The organism is Aeromonas sp. s5 (assembly GCF_040907865.1).
Classification (GTDB): Bacteria; Pseudomonadota; Gammaproteobacteria; order Enterobacterales; family Aeromonadaceae; genus Aeromonas; species Aeromonas dhakensis.
This window is the reverse complement of record NZ_JBFOCO010000006.1, coordinates 19,433-43,991: the sequence shown is the minus strand read 5'-3', so window position 1 is coordinate 43,991 and position 24,559 is coordinate 19,433. Positions and strand designations below refer to the sequence as shown.

At 58.2% G+C, this 24,559-nt stretch carries 17 protein-coding genes, 3 tRNA genes and 1 pseudogene; 5 read left to right on the top strand and 16 right to left on the bottom strand.

Annotated elements, in window-relative coordinates:
* Nucleotides 1-13: 13 nt before the first annotated feature.
* Complete coding sequence (gene clpS, locus AB5Y94_RS04470; RefSeq protein ID WP_005300028.1) at nucleotides 14-331, bottom strand: ATP-dependent Clp protease adapter ClpS; 318 nt, start codon at nucleotides 329-331, stop codon at nucleotides 14-16.
* A 229-nt stretch (nucleotides 332-560) separates the two neighbouring features.
* Here clpS and cspD point away from each other — a divergent pair, with 229 nt between their 5' ends.
* Nucleotides 561-779, top strand: coding sequence for a cold shock-like protein CspD (gene cspD, locus AB5Y94_RS04465; RefSeq protein WP_005300025.1), 219 nt, complete (start codon nucleotides 561-563; stop codon nucleotides 777-779).
* A 110-nt stretch (nucleotides 780-889) separates the two neighbouring features.
* On the opposite strand, the gene folD is transcribed toward cspD, so the two are convergent.
* Nucleotides 890-1,753: a bifunctional methylenetetrahydrofolate dehydrogenase/methenyltetrahydrofolate cyclohydrolase FolD gene (gene folD / locus AB5Y94_RS04460; RefSeq protein ID WP_005300012.1), complete on the bottom strand. Its 864-nt coding sequence runs from the start codon at nucleotides 1,751-1,753 to the stop codon at nucleotides 890-892.
* A 203-nt stretch (nucleotides 1,754-1,956) separates the two neighbouring features.
* On the opposite strand from folD, the gene AB5Y94_RS04455 reads away from it, so the two are divergent.
* The 4 genes and pseudogenes from AB5Y94_RS04455 to AB5Y94_RS04440 all read left to right on the top strand — a co-directional run.
* Nucleotides 1,957-2,033, top strand: a tRNA-Pro gene (locus AB5Y94_RS04455).
* A 36-nt stretch (nucleotides 2,034-2,069) separates the two neighbouring features.
* Nucleotides 2,070-2,146: transfer RNA gene (locus AB5Y94_RS04450), tRNA-Arg, on the top strand.
* Nucleotides 2,147-2,195: 49 nt separating this feature from the next.
* A tRNA-His gene (locus AB5Y94_RS04445) sits at nucleotides 2,196-2,271 on the top strand.
* A 124-nt stretch (nucleotides 2,272-2,395) separates the two neighbouring features.
* Nucleotides 2,396-3,076: pseudogene (locus AB5Y94_RS04440) on the top strand (IS481 family transposase); the annotation flags it as partial.
* Between the two features lie 8 nt (nucleotides 3,077-3,084).
* Here AB5Y94_RS04440 and AB5Y94_RS04435 read toward each other — a convergent pair.
* The 14 genes from AB5Y94_RS04435 to tssK all read right to left on the bottom strand — a co-directional run bounded on the left by AB5Y94_RS04435 (nucleotide 3,085) and on the right by tssK (nucleotide 24,557).
* A protein-coding gene (locus AB5Y94_RS04435; protein ID WP_368205143.1) for an IS3 family transposase occupies nucleotides 3,085-4,193 on the bottom strand; the annotation gives its coding sequence in 2 pieces (ribosomal slippage) (nucleotides 3,085-3,992 and nucleotides 3,992-4,193; 1,110 coding nt in all).
* A 250-nt stretch (nucleotides 4,194-4,443) separates the two neighbouring features.
* The gene (locus tag AB5Y94_RS04430) at nucleotides 4,444-4,857 is read right to left on the bottom strand and encodes a hypothetical protein (RefSeq protein WP_368205042.1); all 414 of its coding nucleotides are present in this window, start codon (nucleotides 4,855-4,857) and stop codon (nucleotides 4,444-4,446) included.
* Nucleotides 4,850-5,401, bottom strand: coding sequence for a hypothetical protein (locus AB5Y94_RS04425; RefSeq protein WP_368205041.1), 552 nt, complete (start codon nucleotides 5,399-5,401; stop codon nucleotides 4,850-4,852). The genes AB5Y94_RS04430 and AB5Y94_RS04425 overlap by 8 nt, the downstream gene beginning before the upstream one ends.
* A complete protein-coding gene (locus tag AB5Y94_RS04420) occupies nucleotides 5,391-8,543 on the bottom strand; it encodes a hypothetical protein (protein WP_368205039.1) in 3,153 nt (1,050 codons plus the stop codon). The genes AB5Y94_RS04425 and AB5Y94_RS04420 overlap by 11 nt, the downstream gene beginning before the upstream one ends.
* A 9-nt stretch (nucleotides 8,544-8,552) precedes the next feature.
* A complete protein-coding gene (tssI, locus tag AB5Y94_RS04415) occupies nucleotides 8,553-10,598 on the bottom strand; it encodes a type VI secretion system tip protein TssI/VgrG (protein WP_368205037.1) in 2,046 nt (681 codons plus the stop codon).
* A gap of 10 nt (nucleotides 10,599-10,608) precedes the next feature.
* Nucleotides 10,609-10,896 carry a type VI secretion system PAAR protein gene (locus tag AB5Y94_RS04410; RefSeq protein ID WP_017411057.1) on the bottom strand — a complete coding sequence of 96 codons (288 nt, stop codon included), beginning with the start codon at nucleotides 10,894-10,896 and terminating at the stop codon, nucleotides 10,609-10,611.
* A 257-nt stretch (nucleotides 10,897-11,153) separates the two neighbouring features.
* The gene (locus AB5Y94_RS04405) at nucleotides 11,154-12,584 is read right to left on the bottom strand and encodes a VasL domain-containing protein (RefSeq protein ID WP_005300006.1); all 1,431 of its coding nucleotides are present in this window, start codon (nucleotides 12,582-12,584) and stop codon (nucleotides 11,154-11,156) included.
* A gap of 46 nt (nucleotides 12,585-12,630) precedes the next feature.
* Nucleotides 12,631-16,116, bottom strand: coding sequence for a type VI secretion system membrane subunit TssM (gene tssM, locus AB5Y94_RS04400; RefSeq protein ID WP_368205035.1), 3,486 nt, complete (start codon nucleotides 16,114-16,116; stop codon nucleotides 12,631-12,633).
* Nucleotides 16,117-16,157: 41 nt separating this feature from the next.
* Nucleotides 16,158-17,603: a type VI secretion system protein TssA gene (gene tssA / locus AB5Y94_RS04395; protein WP_368205033.1), complete on the bottom strand. Its 1,446-nt coding sequence runs from the start codon at nucleotides 17,601-17,603 to the stop codon at nucleotides 16,158-16,160.
* 8 nt (nucleotides 17,604-17,611) lie between these two features.
* Nucleotides 17,612-18,217 carry a type VI secretion system-associated protein VasI gene (vasI, locus tag AB5Y94_RS04390; protein WP_368205032.1) on the bottom strand — a complete coding sequence of 202 codons (606 nt, stop codon included), beginning with the start codon at nucleotides 18,215-18,217 and terminating at the stop codon, nucleotides 17,612-17,614.
* Nucleotides 18,217-19,755 carry a sigma-54-dependent transcriptional regulator VasH gene (gene vasH, locus AB5Y94_RS04385; protein ID WP_368205030.1) on the bottom strand — a complete coding sequence of 513 codons (1,539 nt, stop codon included), beginning with the start codon at nucleotides 19,753-19,755 and terminating at the stop codon, nucleotides 18,217-18,219. Before vasH ends, vasI begins: the two co-directional genes overlap by 1 nt.
* Before the next feature lie 2 nt (nucleotides 19,756-19,757).
* Nucleotides 19,758-22,400 (bottom strand): type VI secretion system ATPase TssH, encoded by a 2,643-nt coding sequence (gene tssH / locus AB5Y94_RS04380; protein ID WP_368205028.1) that lies wholly within the window; start codon nucleotides 22,398-22,400, stop codon nucleotides 19,758-19,760.
* Between the two features lie 20 nt (nucleotides 22,401-22,420).
* The gene (icmH, locus tag AB5Y94_RS04375) at nucleotides 22,421-23,200 is read right to left on the bottom strand and encodes a type IVB secretion system protein IcmH/DotU (RefSeq protein ID WP_017764291.1); all 780 of its coding nucleotides are present in this window, start codon (nucleotides 23,198-23,200) and stop codon (nucleotides 22,421-22,423) included.
* Nucleotides 23,201-23,222: 22 nt separating this feature from the next.
* The gene (gene tssK, locus AB5Y94_RS04370) at nucleotides 23,223-24,557 is read right to left on the bottom strand and encodes a type VI secretion system baseplate subunit TssK (RefSeq protein WP_017764290.1); all 1,335 of its coding nucleotides are present in this window, start codon (nucleotides 24,555-24,557) and stop codon (nucleotides 23,223-23,225) included.
* Nucleotides 24,558-24,559: the final 2 nt, after the last annotated feature.

Genomic DNA, 24,559 nt, shown 5'->3' with positions numbered 1-24,559 from the left:
CAAGTCATCAGATTCAAGCCTTTTCCATGGTACAGAGCAGTGGATGTTCGTTGTTACGTGCATAGGTGTTGACCTGGACCACTTTGGTTTCGGCAATCTCGGCGGTGAATGTGCCACAGACTCCCTTACCACTATAATGCACGCTCAGCATCACCTGAGTGGCCTTGTCCAAATCCATACCAAAGAACTTTTGCAGCACCTCCACCACGAACTCCATCGGTGTGTAGTCGTCGTTGTTCAGAACGACCTTGTACATGGGTGGCGGTTGCAGCTTGGTTTTCTCTGCCTCTGCAATCTCTTCATTAGCAAAGAGTTCTTTCTGCTTGCTCATAGTCGCGCTTTGGTACCTCTAGATTACTACCGCCTAACACAAGATTGGTCAATAGACTTGTTAACCAGATCACATCAGTTGTTAACAACTCCTTGACTCGCTCAAAAGTTAGACTAGATTGGTTACTTGCTAATCGGCGCCCGTCTGCTATGGGCTATGTTACTAGTTATAAAGGGCTGGCGCAGGTTACTCAACGACTTCAAGGTAATCAATAAAAGGATGTAGATGTATGGCAACCGGAACAGTCAAGTGGTTTAACAACGCAAAAGGATTTGGGTTTATCTGTCCGGAAGGAGGTGGCGAGGATATTTTCGCCCACTACTCCACGATACAAATGGAAGGCTACAAGACGTTGAAAGCAGGTCAAGCAGTCAACTTCGAGCTGCAGCAGGGGCCGAAAGGCAATCATGCCTCTGTCATTGTGCCAAACGAAGCACAGAACATGTAAGAGTCGAACTGGATAAATAAAAAAACCGGCAACCTTGCGGCTTGCCGGTTTTTTTATTGCTGCGAGCCAGAGGAGAAGTGCATTCTCCTGGCGGGTCAGTCAGGCAAAGATCATTTTGCGTTGTCGTGATAGTCCTGACAGGCGCTCAGGGTGTTTTCCATCAGGCTGGCTACCGTCATGGGGCCTACTCCACCCGGTACGGGCGTGATGAAGGATGCGTGGTTGCGGGCAGTCTCAAACTCCACGTCACCGACCAAAGAGCCATCCGCCAACCGATTGATACCCACGTCGATCACCAGTGCCCCCGGCTTGACCCACTCACCCGGGATGAAATTGGGTTTGCCAACGGCGACCACCAGCAGGTCGGCACGGCGAACCTGCTCTTCCAGATCCTGAGTGAAACGGTGGCAGGTAGTGGTAGTGCAACCGGCCAACAGCAGCTCCAGCGTCATCGGCCGGCCAACGATGTTGGACGCACCGACCACCACCGCATGCAAGCCGTGTGTCTTGACCCCGGTCGTTTCAATCAAGGTCATGATGCCCTTGGGCGTGCAGGGACGCAGTGCCGGAATACGCTGTGCCAGCCGACCCACGTTGTAGGGGTGGAAACCATCCACATCCTTGTCGGGGCGAATACGCTCCAATACCTGAGTCGTATCGCAGTGAGCCGGCAAGGGGAGCTGCACCAGAATACCGTCAACGTCTGCGTCTTCATTCAGCTTATCGATCAGTGCCAACAACTCTTCCTGGCTTGCCGTCGCATCCAGATCGTAAGAGCGGGAGATAAAGCCCACCTCTTCACAGGCACGCCGCTTGCTGCCGACATAGACCTGAGAGGCAGGATCTACCCCGACCAGGATCACCGCCAGACCCGGCGCCCGTTTTCCTTGTGCCAACCGCTGTTGGACTTGCGCTGCGACCTGATTGCGAATCGTTTGCGCAACCTGTTTTCCATCAATGATTTTGGCAGACATCGTTCTTCACTCACCATGTGTTCAACTGCCGCGCATTGTCGCATTTTTTTGCCACGGGTGTTAGCGGCTCTCGCATGGAGGGCAATAAGTAGGCATTTGAATTCATTGGTGGAAAAATTCGTTGACGCTGGCTTTCCCGCTTGGGTATGATGCCGGCCCGTTGCCCAGTACAGCCGCTGTCGCTATGCTGGAGACGAGATTTTCGGTGATTAGCGCAGCCCGGTAGCGCATCTGGTTTGGGACCAGAGGGTCAAAGGTTCGAATCCTTTATCACCGACCAGGTTTTTCGACATGCCGTCAGGTTTGTCGAGGCAATGCGCCCTTAGCTCAGTCGGATAGAGCAACGGCCTTCTAAGCCGTGGGTCGCAGGTTCGAATCCTGCAGGGCGCGCCATTGATGATATGCATCTCCCCAATGCAGGCATTGATGGTTATCTTCAGTGGTGGCTGTAGCTCAGTTGGTAGAGTCCCGGATTGTGATTCCGGTTGTCGTGGGTTCGAGCCCCATCAGCCACCCCATTATCTCCTTGCAGAAGACATCCAGTCTTATCTATTTAAATCCGGTAGAAATAAACCCCTTTTTTCATCCGGGTGGTTCACTGCAAGATGTCTGCAATAGGTTTCATTAGTGCTCATTCCAAGTGGCATCAACGTCGGTACGGGTGGTCTGAGTGGCGTATAACAACGTCACGACCTGCACGCCAGATACGACTGTTTGTTGCGCCTCGAGAAAAACCACCAAGAACAAACGATTGTGCTCAATGACGAGCAAATTCGCCTGCTCGAACGCTTCAGTCCCGAGTTCATAGAACACTATATTGAGGTTCACTACACCGGAGAGCTGATGGCAGTCGACACCTTCGCTCAAGGGGATTGGTGAGGTGTACCTGCAAGCTGTATAGGTTGCTACAACCAACACACCTGAGGACGACGCTACCGCTGCAAGCAGCCGGTGACCCCGGTCCATGCGCTCAATGAAACACACAGCTGCTCTTCGAAGTCCATAGGCGCAGTTTTATACTGTCTCGTAAGTTCTAGCAGTGTCCTTACCATCATCCCTACGATCTGTTCCTGCACCTGAAAGGGATTCGCCACCGGAAAACCAAGGTGCATAGGCCACAAAGCAACAGCTTTATCGAGCGGTTACATCAACCTCTGCTCGATGAGCGCTGCCCGGACGAACCGGTGGAGCAGATGCAAACAGGCCTGGACAGCTACCTAGAACACGACAACAACCAGTGATCTCGTCAGGGCCTAATGATGGAGGGACAGTCCCCCTTATTACATGTTCAAGAAGGCTATGAAATTGGTACCGAAGAAGATGTGTAGTGGTCAACTAAATCCGGACACACAGTTAAGCCGATTCTCGGCCTCTGCTGGCGGTATCCCGTCATTGTATTGATGTGGACGCCGCCAGTTGTAGTAATCCATCAGGTAATAACTAATATCCCGCTTCGCTTCCCGCAGGCTCATGTATCCCGTTGCCGGGAGCCACTCTGACTTCAGGCTTCTGAACAACCGCTCCATCGGGGCGTTATCCCAGCAGTTTCCACGCCGACTCATACTCTGGGTCATGCGATAGCGCCACAGTCGTTGCCGATATGCCCGACTGCCATATTGGCTGCCCTGGTCGGAGTGAAACAGCACGCCGGGCGGACAACCCCGCTGCTTATACGCAATCTCAAGTGCTTTCACGGCCAGCTCGGCATCTGGTTTATCTGACATCGCCCACCCCACAACCCGCCGGGTATGCAGGCCAAGCACCGCTGCCAAGTAATGCCAACGGCCACCTGCCCAGACGTAGGTGATATCGCCACACCACACCTGATTGGGTTGCTGGACATCAAATTTGCGGGCCAGCAGATTGGGAATGTCCGGTCGTTCAGACTGTGCCACCTTATAACGGTGTGCGCCCGGCTGCTTGGATGCCAGCCCGGCCTCCTTCATCAAGTTACGTATTTTGAATCGGCCAATCTGATACCCCAACTCCCGCATCATCGACATCAAGGCCCGGCTGCCTGCCGAGTCCCTGCTCGCTTTGAACAACCGGCGCAACTCACTACGCTGCTGCATACGCTCATGGTTAATCGTCCGCCTGCGAGCCAGATAATCGTAAAAACAGGAGGTGGGAACATCGAAAGCGCAGCAGACCAAGGTGATGGGGGCTTGCTCCCTTAATCGGTCTATCAGCGCGTACGTGTGAACTCGTCCGCCATCAAGAGAGCTGTAGCCTTTTTTAGAATGTCCTTTTCACGTTCGAGCCGGTTGATACGGGCCTCCAGCTCCTGGATTTTCTGCTGCTCCGGAGTCAGCGCTTTGCTGATTGGGGTAGTGCCACAGCGTTCGGATTGAAGCTGCTGAACCCAGCGGCGAAGTACGGTTTCACCAACATCCAGTAAGCGGCTGGCTTCTGGGACAGAATATCTCTGGTCGAGCACCAGGGATGCGGCTTCGAGTTTGAATTCAGCAGTAAATGAGCGACATACTCATGTCATTGAACACCTCAGGTCAAGGTGGTGACTGTACCACCTAAAATGGTGTCCGGGATGATTAGACCACTACAATGACGATAAAACAACACCGGCGCTAGGCCGGTGTTATGTAATAGCTACTCGCTTTATCTTATACCTAACACCCTCATAGCACACAGATGATCTCACCCGGTTGAAAACGCTAGCTATAAACTGAAAATTACTTTTCAGTCATCAGATACCATTCATTTTCATCTTTTAATAACTGACTATTTAAATAAAATTTATTGTTTTTAACTTTGATTTTAAACTGTGGTGATGGGGAGTCACAAAAATAGTCTTTCCCATTGACTGATACATTCCATGAAAGCGATATGATACCATTATTATTTATAGCAACATAGTTCCCATCGCAGGAATACATAGAATGCCATGACTTTATCTTTAGAAAGGCTTTATTACCATCAAAATCAAATATATATGTTTGACTAGCCACGCTACCATCAATCAATTCCTCTTGCTTTTGATTTAGGATTAATTTTTTATTAAATACACTAGAAAAAGCCTCTACTGGAAAAACACAAGAAAAAATAAAAATCAAAATCATTGCTTTTTCTGAAAGAAATTTATTCATACATAAACCTATCGCAATCTGGTTTAACACTATATCCCAGAGAATAGTATACATGGCTATTAATTTTTTTGTTTATAGAAAGTGTGTACAAGTGAACACCCTCTTCAGACTTACAAACAAATCCTTTATTCATATCCCCATCAACATTAATAACGTATTGCCCCCCCTCTTTTATTAAACTTGTCCTAGATAGATTTTTTTTATTCAAAAAATAGTATGCAATTGTAATTTCATTTTTAATATTTATACCTGAAACCTCGTATCTATAAACTTTATTGAAGTTAATCTCATCGCTAGAATTTAAATCCTCCCCTTTATTAAGCATATACGAAGAGTCTACTTTCTTGTAACATTTAGAGCCTTCACATTCATCAGCGACCAGCAGTACACCTCCACTATTAATACCACCACTTACAATAAAATTATATTTACCATTAGAATTCTTTACAAATATTCCGGGTTGATAAGAATCGGAAGCATAACTCCCCCACGCGATAGAGCTTATAAAGAAAAACAAAATATATTTCAAAATATTATCTCCCATCAATGGACCAATGCGGAGGGTCACTTACCAACTTAAAGACATTATAACTGGCTCCAACACGGTGCAGGTCATCGCTATTTTTTATCTCAATAAGCTTCCCATTATTCGTTTTAATAAATAGACCTCGAACTCCAGTGATTGTCATATCTATGGCTTTTTTCTCTGTATGTCGAGAGGTTAAAGATGGCTTATATATTATGTTGTATGCTGCTACCATTTTTTTAGCTGCCATGATTGCAGCTTGCTTATCTGGTATGCCATTTTCGTTATTATGTTCCCAATCAATATCAACACCTTGAATCTTTGGTACTTTTTCAGGAGCAAACCCCTCTTTAGCAATTCGCCAACAATAATGCATCAAGTAAGCACGTTCAACTGGCCGATAGGTTGCAGAAATTCTAACTTGCCCACCAGCAGACTCTATCGCAGATATAAACTTCCTTACATTTTTAGAAAATCCAAGTTCAAGGTCATCTATACTCTTGCTTGTTGGATAGCGGCTTACCCATTTTTCGCCACTCAATTCTAAACGAGAGAGTTCTTTTTTAGAGATACCACAGCAGCACTCGTTAATGTACTCCTCCCCCTCAACCATTAATTTCCTCAACCTTGACAATAGTTCTTTCTTTTGGATTTTCTGATCATTGTTACCTTCATTACCATGAAGATTTGAATCTAAGCTACTGTTGCTCTTATAATAATCAACCCCAAATTCATTATCATCTTGTTTACTATAAAGAACATAATCATCATCTTTTCCAACACCTTCAGGACAGAAAATAAAAAGATATATATCCTCCGGTCCATTGAATTTTTCTAGAAGGTCTTTTCTTGATGTGAAGTATTTCTTTACATAATCCAACTGTTCAAGTTCATCCATTAACGCCAAATCTTGTTTGGTTATATTGGTAGAATGAACTTTGTTAATTTGCTGGACCGCAGGTCCAGTAAATTGTATTAAGCCAACCGGATTTTTTTTAGCAATACTTACATCATTTATAATTTCTTTTTTAGGTACAGGTTGATATGATTTTTTAATCCTACCATTTTTATTATATATATATGCACCATTAGTATCTCTAAGTGGTTTAAGAAGAATCACCGAAGAAGTGAATATCCTTGATGTTTCAACAGCCATACAAGCCATTAAAACATTTGCATACTCAATTTTTTTATTCTCACCCCACACTTCAGCACATATATCAACAACTCTACGTCTGAACTCACAAGCTTTTTCGCTTCCTAATGAAACTGTTACTTTCTGTCCCCAAAGCAATCGATAACATGAATTGACTTTTTTATTAATCAATACTAGCAATGGATTAAAATGCCAGACCTCCTTATCAAGCTTTAGCTTGGCAGCACTCTGCATCCACTCCAGCTTATCGATACGCTGTTTCTCGTGACCCACCAAGAGGTCAAAATCAGGCAAGCCAATCTTGGTCATCAGTTTATCTAGCCACAGATAACTGCTGGCCGATGATTTTTCATACCACTCACTGGGATGCTTGACGATTAGTTTGTGAAGTTTTTCTGCATTGCTGCTGTTTTGTAAGGCCGCCTGTATTTCTTCACTGCTAAGCTCACCACTCTTATCAGTATCGAAACTCTTTACCAATTCGGTAAAGAAGCTGGGTGGCGCATCGGGATCCAGATAGCCATCGGAGCCTGAACCATCGACCTTTTTAAAACCAATCTTCAGCCAGTCATGCTGACTTAACAGTTCGACTTGCTCTTTCTTGACATATTTTCCTGACGAAACACAAACCCACTCCTGCTTGGCGGCATCTTTTTCAAACTTTGGTGACTCAACCAACTCTTCCAGGCTCTTGTCACCGGTTGCCACCCAAAGATCTTTATCTTCCTGCTTTTTCTTTTCGTGCAAGACGAGTCCCGCCAGGACCTTGGCATAGGTAGCACCGCCTTTTGTTCCCGCCTTGTTGGCCAGCACATCGTCAAGACGAGGATCCTGGGTGAAAACTTCAAGATGGACTTGATACTTGCTCTTTTTGCCTCCAATCAAAGAGCCTGGCGTTTCCACCAAGCCGAGATAGCCTATGGTCTCACCTGCGGCAATGGCCACGGGAGATGGCAACACATATAGCTCGCCAAGATGAGAAGGTGTACGCGCATTTACCTTGATAAATTCATCTTCGACGCACACCCAGGCCATACCGCAATTACCCGTAGCACCATCTGCATTCGGTGTCACATATTCGCATCTTGCCATCTTGCGCGCCTTGTCACCCACCCAATGGAATTCGAGTTGGTGGACATCATACGTCACTTTTGTTCCTGCGGGCAGAGAAACGCTTCGGTCTCCCGCCATCAGACGGCCTGTAGGCCCATTGAGAACAGGATCCGCACGACCAACCATATTAGTCAACAGTTCCGCCTCTATCTGATCGAATAGCCAAGTAGGCAGGTTGGGTTTAATCACCTCAACAGCGGCCGGACTATTGGCGATCCAGACCGAACTCCCTTGACTGACCACAACACCGGCCTTCTCAGCCTCTTTCATCTGGGTATTGGACAGCTGACTCTTGATGATCACCTTGATGAAGTCATACACCTTGCCCCCGACATTCCCCTTTTGGGATGGCACACTGCTGTCCATTTCCAGCTCGGTATCCTTGGGCAAGGTGAAACGAGGCAAAGCGGCATCAACACGCTGCTGCTCGGCATCGGGATTGGCATGGGGAACGGAATTGCGTGCATTCCACCCCTTCTTCAATACCAGCTTCTCGGTACTTTGGTACTGATCCCAAGGCAGCAGATGCATATAAAGCGAGTAGAAGGTGAACTCGTTTTTCGCCTTGGTCTCTGCATTCACTTCACAATATTCATGCTGTACCAGGCAGAAGCAGTTGGAATAACGCAAGGACTCCCCCTGAAATTCAGAGGTCAGGTAATCCTTCATCATCCGGAAGGCCACCACCTTGCCATCGGCCATGGCTCTGACAGGGTACTTATCCTTGCACCAAGGAGCACTCTTGTCGCTGATATGAATGCCGCCATGCCATTTGTTGTGATTGCCAAGAAGATAGTGACCCGATTGCTCGCCATTGATCAGCGCCGTCAGTGCCTTGGCATCTTTGAACTCTTCCCCTTTGGCTGTGAGGATGGGAAATGCAAACTTCATGCTGTTTCCTTATTCAGAAAAGAGGTAAAACGCACCGGGCTTCTCTTCTTTCAAGAGCGCCTCCATCGCCTTCTCGGTGGGGATGGCCTTGACCAGTTCAACCATCTCGGGAGCCTTGACCACTTCTACCCCCTTGGGCACAACGGGAGCCTTGCCACCCCAGCCAGAGCCAGATCCGGCGCTGCCACCGGCGTTGAGTTTGATGGCGGGGCCCACCAACTTGATGCCGCTCGGGTCAACTTTGACAAAGCTGCCGCCTCCCTTGAGGGTTATTTCAGAACCCGCCTCCAGCACCAACTTGTCGCCCACCTTGATATGCACTTCCTGCCCGGCTTCCACCAGCAGGGACTGCCCCAGCTTCTGGTGCAGGCTGGCATCCACCGTCAGCGAGTAGTCGGCTTTTATCTGGTCGCGCTTCTCACCCTCTACCGTCAGGTGGTCGTTGGCCTTGATGCGGGTCACCCGCTCATTGTCGATATCGGTGTGCTGGTCGTGCTTGATGTGCCAGGCGGCATCATTTTCGATAAGCACGTTCAGGTCTTTCTGGCCGTGGATGTAAATCTCTTCCTGCCCCGCCTGGTCTTCGAAACGCAGCTCGTTGAAACCTTCACCCTGGTGGGTCTCGGTACGCAGCACGGTGCGGGTCTTGTTGGCCGGCAACTCGTAGGGTGGCCGGTTGGTGGCGTGATAAGTGCGACCGGTCACGATGGGCTGATCCGGGTCCCCTTCAAGGAAACTCACGATAACCTCGTGGCCGATGCGCGGGATGGCCATCATGCCGTACTGGCCGCCGGCCCAACCCTGGCTCACCCGCACCCAGCAGGAGCTTTGGTCGTTGGAGCTACCGTAGCGGTCCCACGGGAATTGCAGTTTCACCCGGCCATGCTCGTCGCAGTAAATCTCCTCCCCCTCGGGCCCCACCACCATGGCGATTTGCGGGCCATCCACCATGGGCTTGTGGGGGGCCTCCGGGCTGCCGATGAGTGCCCGCCAGGTGGCGCTGGCTTTCACCACCCCGAATTCGTTGTGGTAGACGGTGGGGCCGCTACCCCCCTCCTCTTCCAGCGCTTGTGGCTGTTCACCGATATGGCGGATATGGACGATTTGCCAGTCGGTATTGAGGCTGCCATTGGGGTGTTCCGTGAGTGAAAAAGTCTGGCCCGGCAGCAGAGCCGCGCTGTTGGACTTCCCACTGCCCGCCACTGCGTCATTGCGCAGCGCATCGAGCCTGTGCTGGGCAAAGGCCTTGCCGCTCGGGTCTTCTTTGTAGCGACCCGGATAGTCGAAATGCTGGTAGGTATCGCGCTGGTGTTCGAGCTCAGCTCCCACCTTCTTATGGGAAAGACCATAGGCCGGGGTCTTGAAGCTGTAGTCCTTGAGCTCCACATCCGAAGGGCGCACCGCCTCCCGGTAGTGGAACTGGCGCACATAGGGGCCCTGCTCCAGCGAACGGTTGCCGAGATTGAAGAAGAGCTCGGGGCCGGCGGTCAGGGCGGCCGCGTCATCGGCAAACACAATACGGTGCTTGCCCGCTTCAAACTCGTGGAAATAGAACACCCCCTCTTCGGCGGCGAGTCGGTTCACGAAGTCGAGGTCGGTTTCCCGGTACTGAACGCAGTATTCCCGTTTGGCATGCTCGTTTTTCAGGGCAAAGGCGTAGTCGGTGATGCCGTGCTCTTGCAGCAGGATGGAGAGGATTTCATCGGGCTTCTGCACCTGGAAGATGCGGGAGTTCTGGCGCAAAGAGAGACGCCACAGGGCCGGCAGCACCATGAGCTGATAGCGGGTGCGGCGAAAGCCGCTGTCACCCTGCGCGAAGTCACTGACCACCCCGCACACCCGACGTTGCAGCTCGCCGTTGTACCACACCAGCAGCTCGCACGGCTGGTCCAACACGGCGCCAAAGTCGATGTCGGGCTGGGCACTTGCCAGCTCCAGGCGCAGGTTGAACGGCCGGTTCAACGCCTCATCCAGCGCAAATTCGGCCACCACGAAGGTGCTCTCGGGCAGGGCCCCCACCTTGACGGTAAATTGTAATCCTGTGCTGTCTGCCATGAAGCGCTCCTTAACCTGCCTGTCCGCTACCTGAACCAATCACCACGCCGCCGCAGCCGACGGCGGTACCGGTCACGGCGATGGGCTTGCCGTTGACCAGCACAGAGCCGACGCCGCCCGAGATGCTGCGCGGATGGGGTGGATTGTTGGGTTTGTCGTGAGGGGCCAGCGGATCGCCTTGGCGGGCCACCGGTTTGCCATCGAGGAACACATCGGGGCTGGCGGCAATCACGGGAGATGGGTGGAAACCATCGTGGTCGGTGCCGATGTCACCGAGCAATGCAATAGAAGGACACATCTGGATTCTCCGTGGGGCAACCATGGTGCAAGCGCAGCCTGGTGCAGAGACAGTTGGAACAGCGACCCAGCAGCCTCCGTGCCATGGCAAAGTCGCAAACAATTACATTAAAAATCAGCTAATTACGATTCAATCTCGTTGAGTCTGACCAATCTGCTGCAATCCATTGCGCAAGACAGGGCAAGTTTCCCGGCAAACCTTGCCTTGCCAGTCAAATTCACCATGCCTTGCGCAACTCTTTGCTCATACCAGCATTTTCAGCTGCCAGAAGCGCCCTGTTGCAGCTGATAGAGGCGGATGTTGAGCGCTTTCAGATCATTTTCCAGGCTCTTGAGCTCGGCAGCCGTGATGGGCTCCTGGGAGGCTTTTCTCGCCTCCAGTTCATCCAGGCGCAGACTGAACGGGATGTTCTGCATCAGGTTCTTCTGCACTTCGTAGAGCTGGGATTTGAGGTAGGAGATGGTCACCGTCTTGCGCTGGCGCTCCAGCTCCAGCAGCTGATCAAGCAGGGCATCCACCCCGGCGCGGGCATCCAGATAGGTGGGCACGCTGATGACATCCCCCTGCTGACTGCCAAGCTGCGTCTGCCACTGCTTGTCCAGCGCCTTGACCGCCAGCGAGTCGGGATAGAGCATCTGTAACGAGTTGCGCAGTCCCTCGCCGTAGCGATACCAGTAGAGCGGCGACGTCTGCTCGAGCCGGGTCAACTGGTTCTGGTAGCGGGCCACCAGATCGCTCTCCATGTTCTGCAGAGTCTGCTCCCCCAGCACGATGCGTGCCTGGCGAATGTCGTCGTAGCTGAGGGCTCGGGGCAGCTCGGCGGCCGGCTGTACCAGGCGCTGGGCCGCCACGGTTTTCTCCTGCTGATGTTGCTGCCAGCCGAGCCACCCCATCACCGGCAGGGCGCAGCTGAGCAGGCCGCAGCCAAACCAGAACCAGGCGGGACGCTGCCGGCGGTGCTGCTCAATCTTCAGCACGGTGGGCTTGACCTGCCCCTTCTCGCGCCCCACCAGAATGCTGCCCTGGGGCAGGTGCGGGGTCGATGCCGAGACCGTGCCACCGTGATCACTCTCCATGTCGGACTTAAAGAACACCATGGGCGGGATCTGCAGATCCTCCTTGAGGCCCGGCTCGTCGGAGACGATGACGATCTCGGTCTCATCGAACAGGTGGGTATACCCCTCGATGAAGTGCACCAGGTTTTCAACTCGGGGAATGCGGCTCAGATCCGCATTGTGCAGCTTCTCGCTGATGAGCTGCAGCGCCCGCTCGCAGCGATAGATCAGCCGCTTGTCCTCGTGGCTGATCTGGTACTGGCGAATGACGTCGCTGATACGGGCGATGAACCAGTCGAGCATCTCGATACGGGCCCGCTCCTGATGGACCGGCGGCCAGAAGCTCTCCCACTGGGTGACGATGAGGTTGGCGAGAAACTCGCATCCTTCGGTAAAACCGCTCAGCCCCTGCAGGCGCGAACGGGCCAGGGTGAAATAGATGGCGGTCTGCAGATCCACCCCGTGTTTTTCGAAGATAAGGCTGGCGAGCTGATGGATCCGCTGCCAGTCCACCTCAGGGCGCGATGCGTGGCTGAGCTTGTTGATCTCGGCCCGCAGCGCCTCGTACTCCGGCAACATCCTGGGGTCGCGCCCCACTTTCAGGGCCTGCTGACCTTGTTGATTCTGTGACATATGAACTTCCAACGCAGGAAGGGGGCACAACGTGCCCCCGACGCGATCAATAGAGGGATTCGGGCAGTCTGAACTGGCTGAACAGGCCGCCGGTGAAGGGGTTTTGCGCGCTGTCGGTGTAGACGCGATAGGTCATGGCCCCCTGATCCACCGGGAAGCGCACATCGAAGGTGGCGTCATTGACCTGGGTCAGCTCCCCCTTGTCCATCAGACGGAACATGGCCCAGGGGCCGACGAAGCCTTCACTGCGCGGTGAACGCTCGCGGGCGGCCGGCACCAGGGTGATCTTGCTCTCGGCCCCGTCGCGCATGGTGTTGGGCCACACCAGCGGGATCTTGGTACGACGGCCGTGGGCGTATTCCAGCAGCTGGCCATCCAGGTTCAGCACGCTGCGCCGCTTGTTGGCGGTGAGCTCGATGGGCTCGAGGGCGAACTGCACCTCCAGGTTGCCCTGCTGGCTGAAGAAGATCTGGCGGATGCGGGCAGCACGGTCCAGCTGCTTGACCAGCTCGGCCTGGATGGGCGAGCTGAACTCCCCTTCCATCAGGCCGCTCTCCACCATGGGTTTGAGGTTGACCTGATAGAAGCTGTCCAGCGTCCCGCCCGGCGCAAAGAAGCGCTCCATCTCGGAGAGGGGCACGTCCTTGTTCGAGCTCGGATCAAACGGATAACGGCCGGCCAGCTGGCTGTTGAAGGGCGCCAGCACCTTGTCCTGCCACTCCTGGTTGAGGGAGGACATGGCCAGGTCGATCACCAGCCGCGAGCTCTGCTCGGAGAGTTGACCCACCCAGCGATCGAGCGGGGCCGGCAGGCTGCGGGCATATTGCTGCAGCGCGAACACCGGATCGGCGTACTTGTTGGTCATGCGCAGCTGCACCGCTTTCAAGGCGGACTGGCCCGGCTCGGTGGCGTTGACGATGAGCTCCAGGTAGTGCTGCAGCTCCACCAGCTTCTGGTTAACCTCCTGAATGAGCGGCCCCTGCTCACCACGTCCAGCCAATACTCCATTAGTGGCCATAAAGGGGCGACCGATGCGAGCGCTGATGGCCTGGGCCGGGTCCCCTTCCACATCGGAGATCTTGCGAATGCGGGTGTTGTCATCCAGCGAGGCCAGTACCCGCTGGAACGGCTGATCGTTGCCGGTGATGGCAGCGAGCACGTCCAGCGCCTGCTCCGGGCTCTCCAGGGTCTGCACGTCCAGATTGGTCAGCAGTTTTTGCCACTGGTTGACGTAATCGGTGACATAGCGGTCGTTGACCTGACGGGTGATCTCCTTGCGATCCGCCTCGCTCAGCTGGCTCAGCTTGCGCTGGCCCAGCACCCAGGCATCCATCGCGGTGAGATCGATGAGGGCCTTGTCTTGTTTCAGGAAGAAGTCGTTGAAACCGGGCCAGGTCAGCAGCCGCGGCACCTGGCCGGCGTTGTCGCTGCGCAAGGCAAACACGGTGTCGAAGGTGGGGCCCACCTCGTCACGCACGTTGAGATCCGGCGGCAGCACGTCGTTCGCCTTCACCACCAGGTTCTGGTAGACCCGCTGATACATGGGCAGCTTGCCGAGCTCGCGCTGGGCACCGTAGACCGGCTCCTTGAAGGGCACGAAGGCGGTGATGGCGGCCTGATCCCGCTCTGCCCTGGCGCCATACCAGTTGGTGTGATCGAGGGCATAATCCAGGTGCCCCATCAGTTGTTCCTGTACCGCCCCCTGCCCCGGGAAGGCCTTCTGCCAGCGGCTCGCCATGTACTGCGCCACCAGCTCCTTGTTGCGACCGGACGCATCGTCCAGCATCCGCATCACACGCAGGATGGCAAGCTTCTCCTCGCTCCCCGCAGGTGCCTGGTTGAGATCCGCCAGCAACCCCTGCATCTGGGCCGGCAGGAAGCGCAGGCTCAGCAGTTGCAGGTAGGAACCCTCCACATAAGGACCAATTTCGTCCCCCTGGTAGAGGCCGAGATCGGCCACCAGCGGCATGCGCTCGCGGTAGTTGCCAAAGGAGAGGGTCGCCTCGCGAATGAGGTTGAGGCGCGGCAGCTGGCTCACCCCGAAGGCGTGGGCATCAGCCACCTCGTTGGTCTCCATGAAAGCCTGGGCCTTGGTCAGTACGTTGCGGCCCGCCTCCTCGTTGACCCGGTAGAAGTAGTGCCAGCCACCGATGAGGGCTGCCGAGAAGAGCGACAGGCAGCCAATGCCAATGGCCATGCGGCGACGGCGATAGAGGGTGTGCAACCGGTTCTCGCCGGCCAGATGGGCCTCCGGGAAGATGATGGAGGAGAAGAGCTGGCGCACGAAATAGGTGTTGGACTCCCCACGCAGAGCCGAGTGGATGGGCTCTGGCAGGTTGTAGCGGCGGGAGGCCGCCTGGGCAAACGCATCGAACGGCACCCCCTGCTGATAGACGGAGCTGACATAGACCCCGCGTACCAAGAGCGGCTTGCTCTCCTCGATGGCCAGGGTCTCGGCCAGCAGGCTGGTCACGTAATCCTTGAGTCCCGCCAGCTGGCGCACGAACGAGAACAGCGCGTTGCGCTGGGCAGCATCGAGCCGGCTCAGCATCAGCTCGGGCAGATTCTGGTTGAGGTTGTCCACCCACTGATCCCAGAACAGGGCCAGATCCTGCTGCCAGTCGGCGCCCGGCTTGAAGGTCACCCCCAGCACGGCCTCGCGGGCCTCCTTGTCGAGCTGCTGGTAGATCACGTCAAAGCCGCGCAGCAAATCGAGCTTGGTGAAGGTGACATAGAGCGGCAACCGGGTATTCATGGTGGCCGACACCTCCTGCAGACGCGAGCGCATCAGCTGGGCATAAGCCTTGCGCTCGGCCACGCTGGCGTGGGAGAGCCAGGCCAGATCCACGGTCAGCACCAGGCCATTGAGGGGCTGACGACGGCGGTGTTCATTGAGCCAGCCGAGCAGGTGCAGCCAGAGCCGCTCATGCTTGCGGGCCTGGGGATCCAGTTCGGCTTCGCTCTGGGAGAGCAGCACCCCGGCCGGATCCAGCATCACCGCCTGTTCCCCCAGCCAGCAATCCACCAGCTGATCCTGCGCCACGTCGCGCAGCTCGGTGTCGAGCCTCGGGTTGAGCTTGTTGGCCGGGTTGGCACGGTGAATGAGGCTGCTCTTGCCGCTGCCGGGCAACCCCAGCACCAGATACCAGGGCATGGCGTAGAGCGCCCCCTTGCCCAGATGGGTATTCAGCGCCTGCAACCAGCGATCGAGGAACAGCGCCTGCCTGTCGATGAGCCCCTTGACCGGGTCCTGCTCCAGCACCTGTTCGTGCTGACGCTCGGCCTTGAGCTGCTGCATCTTGCGCCACACCCGCCAAGAGACCACTCCCAGCAGCAGCCAGAGCCAGAGCAGGGTGAACACCACCCGCCCCCACAGCGGCTCGAACGGCTTGGCGCCGCGCACCTCGAGACGAGGGCCGAGCCACCACACCAGGATGAGGGCGAGCACCCAGAGCACAGCACCGAGCAGGGGCCAGGAGGGTTTCAATTTCGGCAGCTGTTGCCGCAGAAAAGTAAAAATGGTTTTGAACATAAAATGTGATCCAACTCCGACTCAATGACTCATTTCGGCACTCATTTCGACAACGGCGCCGCCAGGCTCTCCAGGCGGTTGACCAACCCGGGCTCCCAATGCGACAACCCGAGGCGACTGGCCTCTTGCCACAAGTGTTGATAGTGCTGGCGCGCAAGCGCCTCCATGCCTTCCTGCGCCAACAGCTCCGCCTGCACCAGCAAGGCGTGGAAGCGATCTCTTGGCTCTTTCAACTGCGCAATCCGCTCATCGAGCAGGGCGAGCGCCGCCGCGACCCCCTGCTCGCCATGGCGCAGGGCGACCTCCTCGGCCAGCCCTGTTTCGCCACTGCCGACACTGCCGCCCTTGGCCGGTTGCAGCCAGCGGCTGCACTCGGGGGAGAGGAACGGCGTGCCGTCGCTGAAGGCGAGTTCCCGCAGGGCCGGCAGGCGCTGCAGAAAAGTCCCGAGCTCCTCGGCGATCGCCTGGGCCACCGCCCCAAAACCGAGTTTCTGGGCCACCTCGGCCGAGAGCCTATGCCCCTCGAACCAGTAAGGGGCCAGGGTCAGGCTCTGCTCGATGCGCTGCCAGAGCCCTTGATCAGGGGCGTTCATGGCGGCGCGGTACTCGTCCACCATGTCCGCCGACATGGGCGCCAGCGGGGTTTTATTGCCTGCCCCGCTCATGGGGACCGCCGTGATCCCGGCCCAGACGGCATGACGGCGCAGTCGATAGCCCACTGCCGCCTCCGGCTGGCGCTCGATCAGGAGCTCCGCCACCTTGAGCTGAGTCTGGCGCCAGGCGCGATCGTTGGAGCTGTCGACGTCGACGCCGGCACTGCCGCCACCGCCGCTGAGCACCATGGCGCCGGCACCGCTGGCGGTCGACGCCACCGAGGCCGGGGAGCCCGCTGCCGCCGCGCCGCTGCTCTGGGGCTGCCCAGCAGCATCAGCCTGCGCCTGTGCCACCTGCTGGCGCTGGGCCCGCTTCAGTCCCATCACCAGCGGGTCGAGCAGCTCCCCCTTGTCGGGACACTGCGCCAGCCAGACCCGCTCCAGCTGTTCGGCCTGGGCCAGCAACTGGGCCAGCTCGGCCGCCGAGGCGCTCTCGCAGATGCGCGGCAGGCCCCCTTCGAAGCGCTTGACGATCTGCACCATCAGCCGCTGTTTCTGGCTGGCATTGCCGGGCCAGGCCAGCAGCCAGTAAGCCTGGATCCAGGCCTCCAGCAGACTGATCGCCGCCCCCAGCGGGGTCGCCTTGGCCGGGTGCTGCAGGCAGCGCAGCAACTGGGCCAGCACCCGCATATCCTTGGTGCGGCTCTCCAGCAAGCCGAGGCAGGCCTCGGCCACCGCATTGAGATCGACCTGGCTGTGAGCGAGGGAGCCCAGCTTGACCAGCTCGGTCTCCACATAGTCCCAGCGCGGCTCGTCGGCCAGCACCGCGCCTCTGATCTGTTCATCCGGCAGGCTGGTGAGCAGGCGTGCACACCAGGGGTGTTGATAGCTCATCGCCCCTCCTACCAGCGGCACTGCTGACGCAGCGGTGCCAGCGCCTCTTTCAGGCCGCTCAGGTCGACCCGCAAGAGGGCACCGTTGTCGGCCCGCACCTGCAGTTCGCGATGGCCCAGCCAGCGTTTGAGCTCCTCGATGGCGGGCAGACCGCGGCCATATTCCAGCAACAGACCCTGATCCCGAATAAACCAGCTCTGGGAGCCGGCACTCGGCTGACCATCCAGCTCGACCTGCACCTTCTCGCCGCTCCAGGGCTGATCCAGCCGCAGCCGGATATGGGTGATGCTGTCGACGCAGCCGATGGAGAGCGTCGCGCCGCGCAGCGCCGGACGGGTCAGTGTTTCACTGCCACGCGTTTCATCGCTTTGCAGGAGGAAGGGGGCGCTCGCTGGCGTGCGGGCCTGCTCCTGGGCCCAGATGGCCTGCCAGGCCGCCGATTTGGGGGAATCCCCTTCGGTGGCACTGGCCGCGCCATTGCCGATGGCGTCGTAGCAGGCGAGTCGCACCAGCGGTGAGGGCTCCTGCCGGCAGGCCTGCCAGCGCGCCATGTCCAGCGGTGCCTCGGCCGCACTGGTGGCCAGCAGCAGAGGCAATAGGGCGATGAGGCTCATCAGTTCACCTCCAGTTTCTGGCACTTGTGATCCAGGGTGCGCTTGGGAATGTTGAGACTCTCGGCCACCAACATCCGGTTGCCGTGGAAGTGGCGCAGGCGCGCCTCGATGACGGAGGCCTCGTACTGCTGCATGGCCCGGCGCAGATCGCGGATGTGGTTGTAATCGTCCATGTAGCCGGGCAACTCGACACAGACCCGCTCACGCAACTCGGGCGGCAGCGACTCCAGCCCCACCTCCTCCCCGGAGCGGGTATGGGCGCAGGCCACCTCCAGCAGATTGCGCAGCTCGCGCACGTTGCCGGGGAAGTCATAGGTCTGCAGCTGTTTCAAAAATTTGCGCTGCAAGCCGGCGAGCGTCTTGCCATCCTGGGCGGCAAACTGGGCCATGAAGTGCTGGCACAAGAGCGGCACATCCTCGATATGTTCGCGCAGGGGGGCGATCAGCAGCAGGCACTGACAGAGACGGTGGTAGAGGTCGGCCCGAAACCGCCCCTCCTCCACATGACGGGTGAGCGGCTGGTGGGTGGCGGCGATGAGGCGAAAATCGGAGTGATACTCCTGCTCGGCCCCGAGCGGCCGGTAACTGCGGGTTTCCAGCACCCGCAGCAGCTTGGCCTGCATGGCGGCGGGCATGTCGCCCACCTCGTCCAGAAACAGGGTACCGCCGTTGGCCTGGGCCACCAGCCCGGTCTTGTTGGCAAGGGCGCCAGAGAAGGCCCCCTTCTGGTAGCCGAACAGCTCGCTCTCGATGAGGTTCTCCGGGATGGCGGCGCAGTTGATGGCGACAAAGGGCTTGTTGGCGCGATCGGAGCACTGGTGCACCAGCCGTGCCACCACCTCCTTGCCGCTGCCAGTCTCACCCTGGATCAGCACGGTCAGCTTGTGCTGGCCAGCCTGATTGATCTGCTCGCGCAGCCCGCGGATCACCGCCGACTGGCCGACCAGCTGATCGCCGAGCAGCTTCTCGTGCTGACGTAGCCGCTCCCCCTCTCCCTTCATCTGGCGCAGGGAGTCGCGCAGTACCCCCTGATCCCGTCGGCTGCGGCCGAGATCGCGAATGAGGGTGAGCTGGTTGCAAAAGACCTGGGAGAGCTGGGCCAGCTCGGGGCCATCGGCCCAGGCCCGCAGCACCTCCCCCTCATCCATCAGGGCCAGCACGGCAAACGGCTTGCCGTTGCCATCCAGCAGCGGATAGGCGTGCAGGCCGCACTGCTGGCCAAGGTCGGCCAGCAGTGCGCGAAAACCGGCGTGCTCGATGCGGGCACCGCCATAGAGGGAGTCCCAGGTGCGGGATTGGGCCTTGTGCAGCACATAGGCCAGCGGGTGGGAAAAATCGTCCACCGCCAGCCCCAGCGCCACTTCCTTCCCCCTGACCCAGCCTTTGCATTCGAGCTGGCGGCCGCTCACATCCAGCATGCCGAGCAGCAGCCCCCTGGGCTGGAAGCTGGCATGGAGGGTCGAGCTCCACCAGTGGCACAGATGCGGCTCATCGCGCTGGGCGGTGAGGGCCAGGGCAAATGCGAGGGCTTGCTCCATACTCAAGCCCCCACCTCGGCCACGAACTGGTGATCGGCCACGGAAAAGTGGACGCGCTTGATGGGCTCACCGGCCGAGAGGCGCTGCAGCAGTTGCAGAGAGACCGGCGGCAGCAGGGCCCCATCGATGACGGATTCCAGCATCCGGGCGCCGTTCTCGCTGCGATTGGCCCGCAGCAGGATCTCCTCGGCCACCTCATCGTCCAGCACCACCTCGGCGCCGAAACGCTCCTTGAGCAACTTGACCAGCCGGTTGAGCTTGCCGCCGACGATCTGCACCAGGGTATCGTGACCGAGCGGCAGATAGGGGATCACCTCCATCCGTGCCAGCAGCGCTGGCTTGAAGAAGGCGGCGAGCTCCGGATAGAGGGCATCCAGCAGCACGTCCGGTTGCTCGGCATGATCGACTATGGTCTGGAAACCGAGGTTGGAGGTGAGGAAGAAGACCACGTTCTTGCAGTCGATGATGCGCCCCTCCCCGTCCGCCAGCTCGCCCTTGTCGAACGCCTGATAGAAGAGGTTGAGCACGTCCGGGTGGGCCTTCTCCACCTCGTCCAGCAGCACCACGGAATAAGGTTTCTGCCGAATGGCCTCGGTCAGCACGCCCCCCTCGCCGAAACCGACGTAGCCGGGCGGCGAGCCGATGAGACGGGAAACGGTGTGCTTCTCTTGATACTCGGACATGTTGATGGTGGTCAGATACTGGCGACCACCGAACATCAGCTCGGCAATCTGCAGCACGGTTTCGGTCTTGCCGACGCCGCTCGGCCCTACCAGCAGGAAGGCGCCGAGCGGGCGGCCGGGACGACGCAAATCGGCGCGGGCGGTCAGCAGGTGCTTGTGCAGGTGGGCCACCGCCACATCCTGCCCCTTGATAAGCTCGCCGAGGTACTCCGGCAATCGGGTCACCACGTCCAGCTCCCCTTGCGAGATGCGATTGAGGGGCACCCCGGTCCACTCGGCGATGACGGCAGCAATCTGGGTCTTGTCGACGTGGGCTGAGACCAGCACTTCTCCTTGCTGCAGCTCGGCCAGCTCGCGCTCGAGGGTGGCCAGCTGCTCGGCAGCGGCTTGCGGATCGAGCGGCGCGTCGGCGAGATCCAGCGCCTCTCTGGCCAGCATCTCATCCTGCTGATCGGCCAGCAGGGCCGCACGCAGCTCGACAATCTGGTGCACCAGCCCCTGCTGTTGCTGCCAGCGGGCCTCCTGCTCGGCCAGCTCTTCACGGCAAGCCTGCTGGGCCCCCTGCAGTTCGGCCAGGCGATCTGCGTTGTCACCGAGGCCGATCAGGCTCTGGCGCTCCAGCTGGCGGATCTCCAGCTCGCGCTGGCGCAGCGCGTTTTGCAGGTGGCTGACCGCGCGCGGCGGCGTGGTGAGATTGATGGCCACCCGGGCACAAGCGGTGTCAAGCACATCGATCGCCTTATCCGGCAACTGACGGCCGGAGATGTAACGGGCGGAGAGCTGGGCGGCCGCCTGCAGCGCCTCCTCATCGATCAGTACCCCGTGGGCCTTCTCGTAGATGCTGCGCAGGCCGCGCAGGATCACGGTGGCCTCGTCGGCATCGGGTTCACCGACCTTCACCAGCTGGAAGCGGCGCGACAGGGCCGCGTCTTTTTCCACGTATTTTTTGTATTCGCCCCAGGTGGTGGCGGCGATGGTGCGCAGCTCGCCCCGGGCCAGCGCCGGCTTGATGAGGTTGGAGACATCCAGCCCGCCAGCCTGGTTGCCGGCCCCGATCAGGGTGTGTGCCTCGTCGATGAACAGGATGACAGGCTGCACGGCGTCCTTGACCTCCTGCATCACCCCCTTGAAGCGTTTCTCGAACTCCCCCTTGACCGAAGCGCCGGCCTGCATGGCACCGAGATCCAGGGTCATCAGCTCGACCCCGCGCAGCTTCTCGGGCACCTGGCCCGCCACCATGCGCAGAGCCAGCCCCTCGATGAGGGCGCTCTTGCCGACACCGGCCTCCCCCACGACGATGGGGTTGTTCTTGCGACGACGGGAGAGGATGTCGATCATCAGGTCGATTTCGTGATCCCGGCAGAGCACAGGATCCAGGCTGCCCTGGCGGGCCTGTTCGGTCACGTTGACGGTAAAGCGGGCCAGCAGGCTGGCATCGGCCGGCAGCGCGGCCTGGGCCGTCTTGCCGCCGGGGGTCGTGGTGACTTGCATCTCGGCGGACTCCTTGACCCACTCGTCAAACTGCTGGCGCAGCAGCTCGCGATTGACCTTGGCGAGCAGGCGGGTCACCGAGCCCGGCAGATAGCGCTGCGGGGTCATCAACAGCACCAGCAGCATGACACCACTGCGCAGCTGGGCGTGTTGCAGCTCGGCGGAGGCGAGCAGCCAGCTGTCTTGCAGCCACTCCACCAGCATGGGCGAAAAGGAGGGGTAACCCTGGCCATAACCATTGTCAGCCGGCGAGGGTTGCAGCAGGGTCTTCAGCTCTTCAACGTCGACCTCGGCCACCTTCAGGATCTGGCGCACGTCGCTCAGCGGGGTTTCCAGCATCTTGAGCAGCAGGTGCTCGATGCGGATCTCGGCCCCCTGGTGATTGACACAGAGGGCCGCGGCCTCCTCCAGCATGTGACGGCAGATGGGGTTGAGTCTTTCCACCAGTACCGGTAGCTCTATACGAATCAAGGCGTGCTCTCCTTAGTATTTTATTTTAATAATTCGCCCAGTTGACGCAGTACGTCCTGGGTCTGGTTATTGAGTTGGTGGTGATAGAGGCCGAAGATCAGCGCCAGGATCAGCGCCCCGCCCATGAACAGGCTGCGCAGGGAAACCTGCTTGCGCAGCTGATAGCGGGAGGCCTGCTGCCCCAGATCGAGGTGAAACACGCTGGGCGCCTCACCACCTGCCTCGGGCGCCAACTGCTTGTGCAGCTGGCGCACGATGCGTTCGAACTCTTCCCGCCCCTGGCTCATCACCTTGTAGCGCCCCTCGAAGCCGAGGCAGAGGCACAGGTAGATGAACTCCAAGATGTCGCGGTAGCGCACCGGGTCTTCCTGCAGACGGGCCAGCAGCACGAACACCTTCTCGCCGCCCCAGGTCTCGTTGTGGAAGCGGGCCAGCAGGGAGTGCTGGGACCATTCGCTCTGGCTGCCCCAGTCGCGCCCCATCACGGCCTCGTCGATGAAGGTGCAGAGGATGTAGCGAAACGACAGCACCACCCCGTTCTCGTAACCCTGGGCCATCAGCTCCTGTTCGATGGCCTGGATCTCGGTCACCACCCGCTGGTAGAGCTCGGGCACCTGGTCATAGCGCGACAGCAGGCGCACCCGCTGTACCAGCCCCAGCAAGGGGGTCACCGCATCGATCATCGGGTTGATGCTCTGGCCGCGCAGGCGGAACCAGTAATCCGAATCCATGTCCAGCTGCTCGGCGTGATCGAACAGCAGGTCGCTGAGTTGCTCGTTCTTGATAATGTCCGTGGTCATCTCTGCTTATTCCTTGGTACGATCACTGGCTGCGAATGGCCCAGAGCTGCATGTCAAGCTCGGGGAAGTCGCCGGCAATGTGGAAGGCAAGGGTGTTGCTGACCGCCAGCATCTGCCAGGCCGGGCTCTGCCGGTCGAGCTGGAAGTAGCTGTAACCGGCGTGATAGGGCAGCTGGCGCGGCGCCACCGGCAGCGGCAGCAACGGAATGCCGGGCAGTTGCAGGCTGATGAGCTCGCGGATCTTGTCGCTGGAGGCCACCTTGGTCTGCTGCAGCAGCTGCTTGCGCAACTGCTCCTGCGGCATGCGGGCGCGCACCGCCAGCACGAAGTCGGCGCTTTTCATCAGCTCGCTCTCGTTCACCATGGCCACCATGATGCCGTACTGGTGCTTGCGCAGCTGGATGGAGACGGCGCGCGGCGACAGCACGGTACTGAGCGCCTGGCGCAGGGCCAGCATCACCGGCTCAAAGCTCACCTGCTGGTCGTCGTGACGATAGGCGGGGAACTCCGGCGGCAGGCGGGACTCGTCAGTAAAGGTCATTAGTTCGCCACAGAGCTGGACCAGCGACTCGTGCAGCCGCTCCGGGTGCAGGGTGCCCAGGCGCGCCAGATGAGAGAGCTGGGGCTGGGCCCGGTTCAGGAGCTGCAACATCATGAACTCGGCCACGTCGGCCACCCCTTGCTGACCGGGCGCAGCGATGCGCTGGGAGAGGCTGCGGGCCCGCTCGGCCACGAGGCCGGCCGACTCGCCGAGGAAGCGCTTGAGGGTCGGGATGGCGGAGACGCTGATGCTGCAGGGCATGAAGTTGGGATCCAGCACCAGACCGCCGTCCGGACGCTTGTCCAGAATGCGGGCAATGGCGAGCGACGCGTAGGCGCTGCGATCTTCCCGCTCCAGCATCAGCCGCAGGCTGACCCGCCCTACTTCGAGGGAGACCACGTCCCCCCCTTCGCTGTGCAGATCGCGCACATCGTGGCGATGGGCCTGCAGCCGGGTAGCCACCTGGCCGCCCTGCCCCACCTCGTTGACGCCGCTTACCGAGAGCGGCAGCGCCAGATAGACCTTCTGGTTGGCCACCGAGGCGTCGGTGATCTCCAGCGGGGTCGGCAGCATGTCATCGTTGGGAATGTTGAATACTGTCCCGTCCGGCAGTATGCCGGTGGCTCCCACCAGGGCGATGCGGCCAAAGCCGAGGTAATCCTCGTTGATGGCGAGCGACTGCAAGCCGTAGAAATAGTCGGACAGCGCGCTCAGGCGAGCGTGCAGCGCGTAATCCGAATGCCTTTGTTGTTGCTGGAAGTGCTGGGGCTTGATGAAGAGCCCCTCACGCCAGATAACCCGATTTCGACTCGACATGG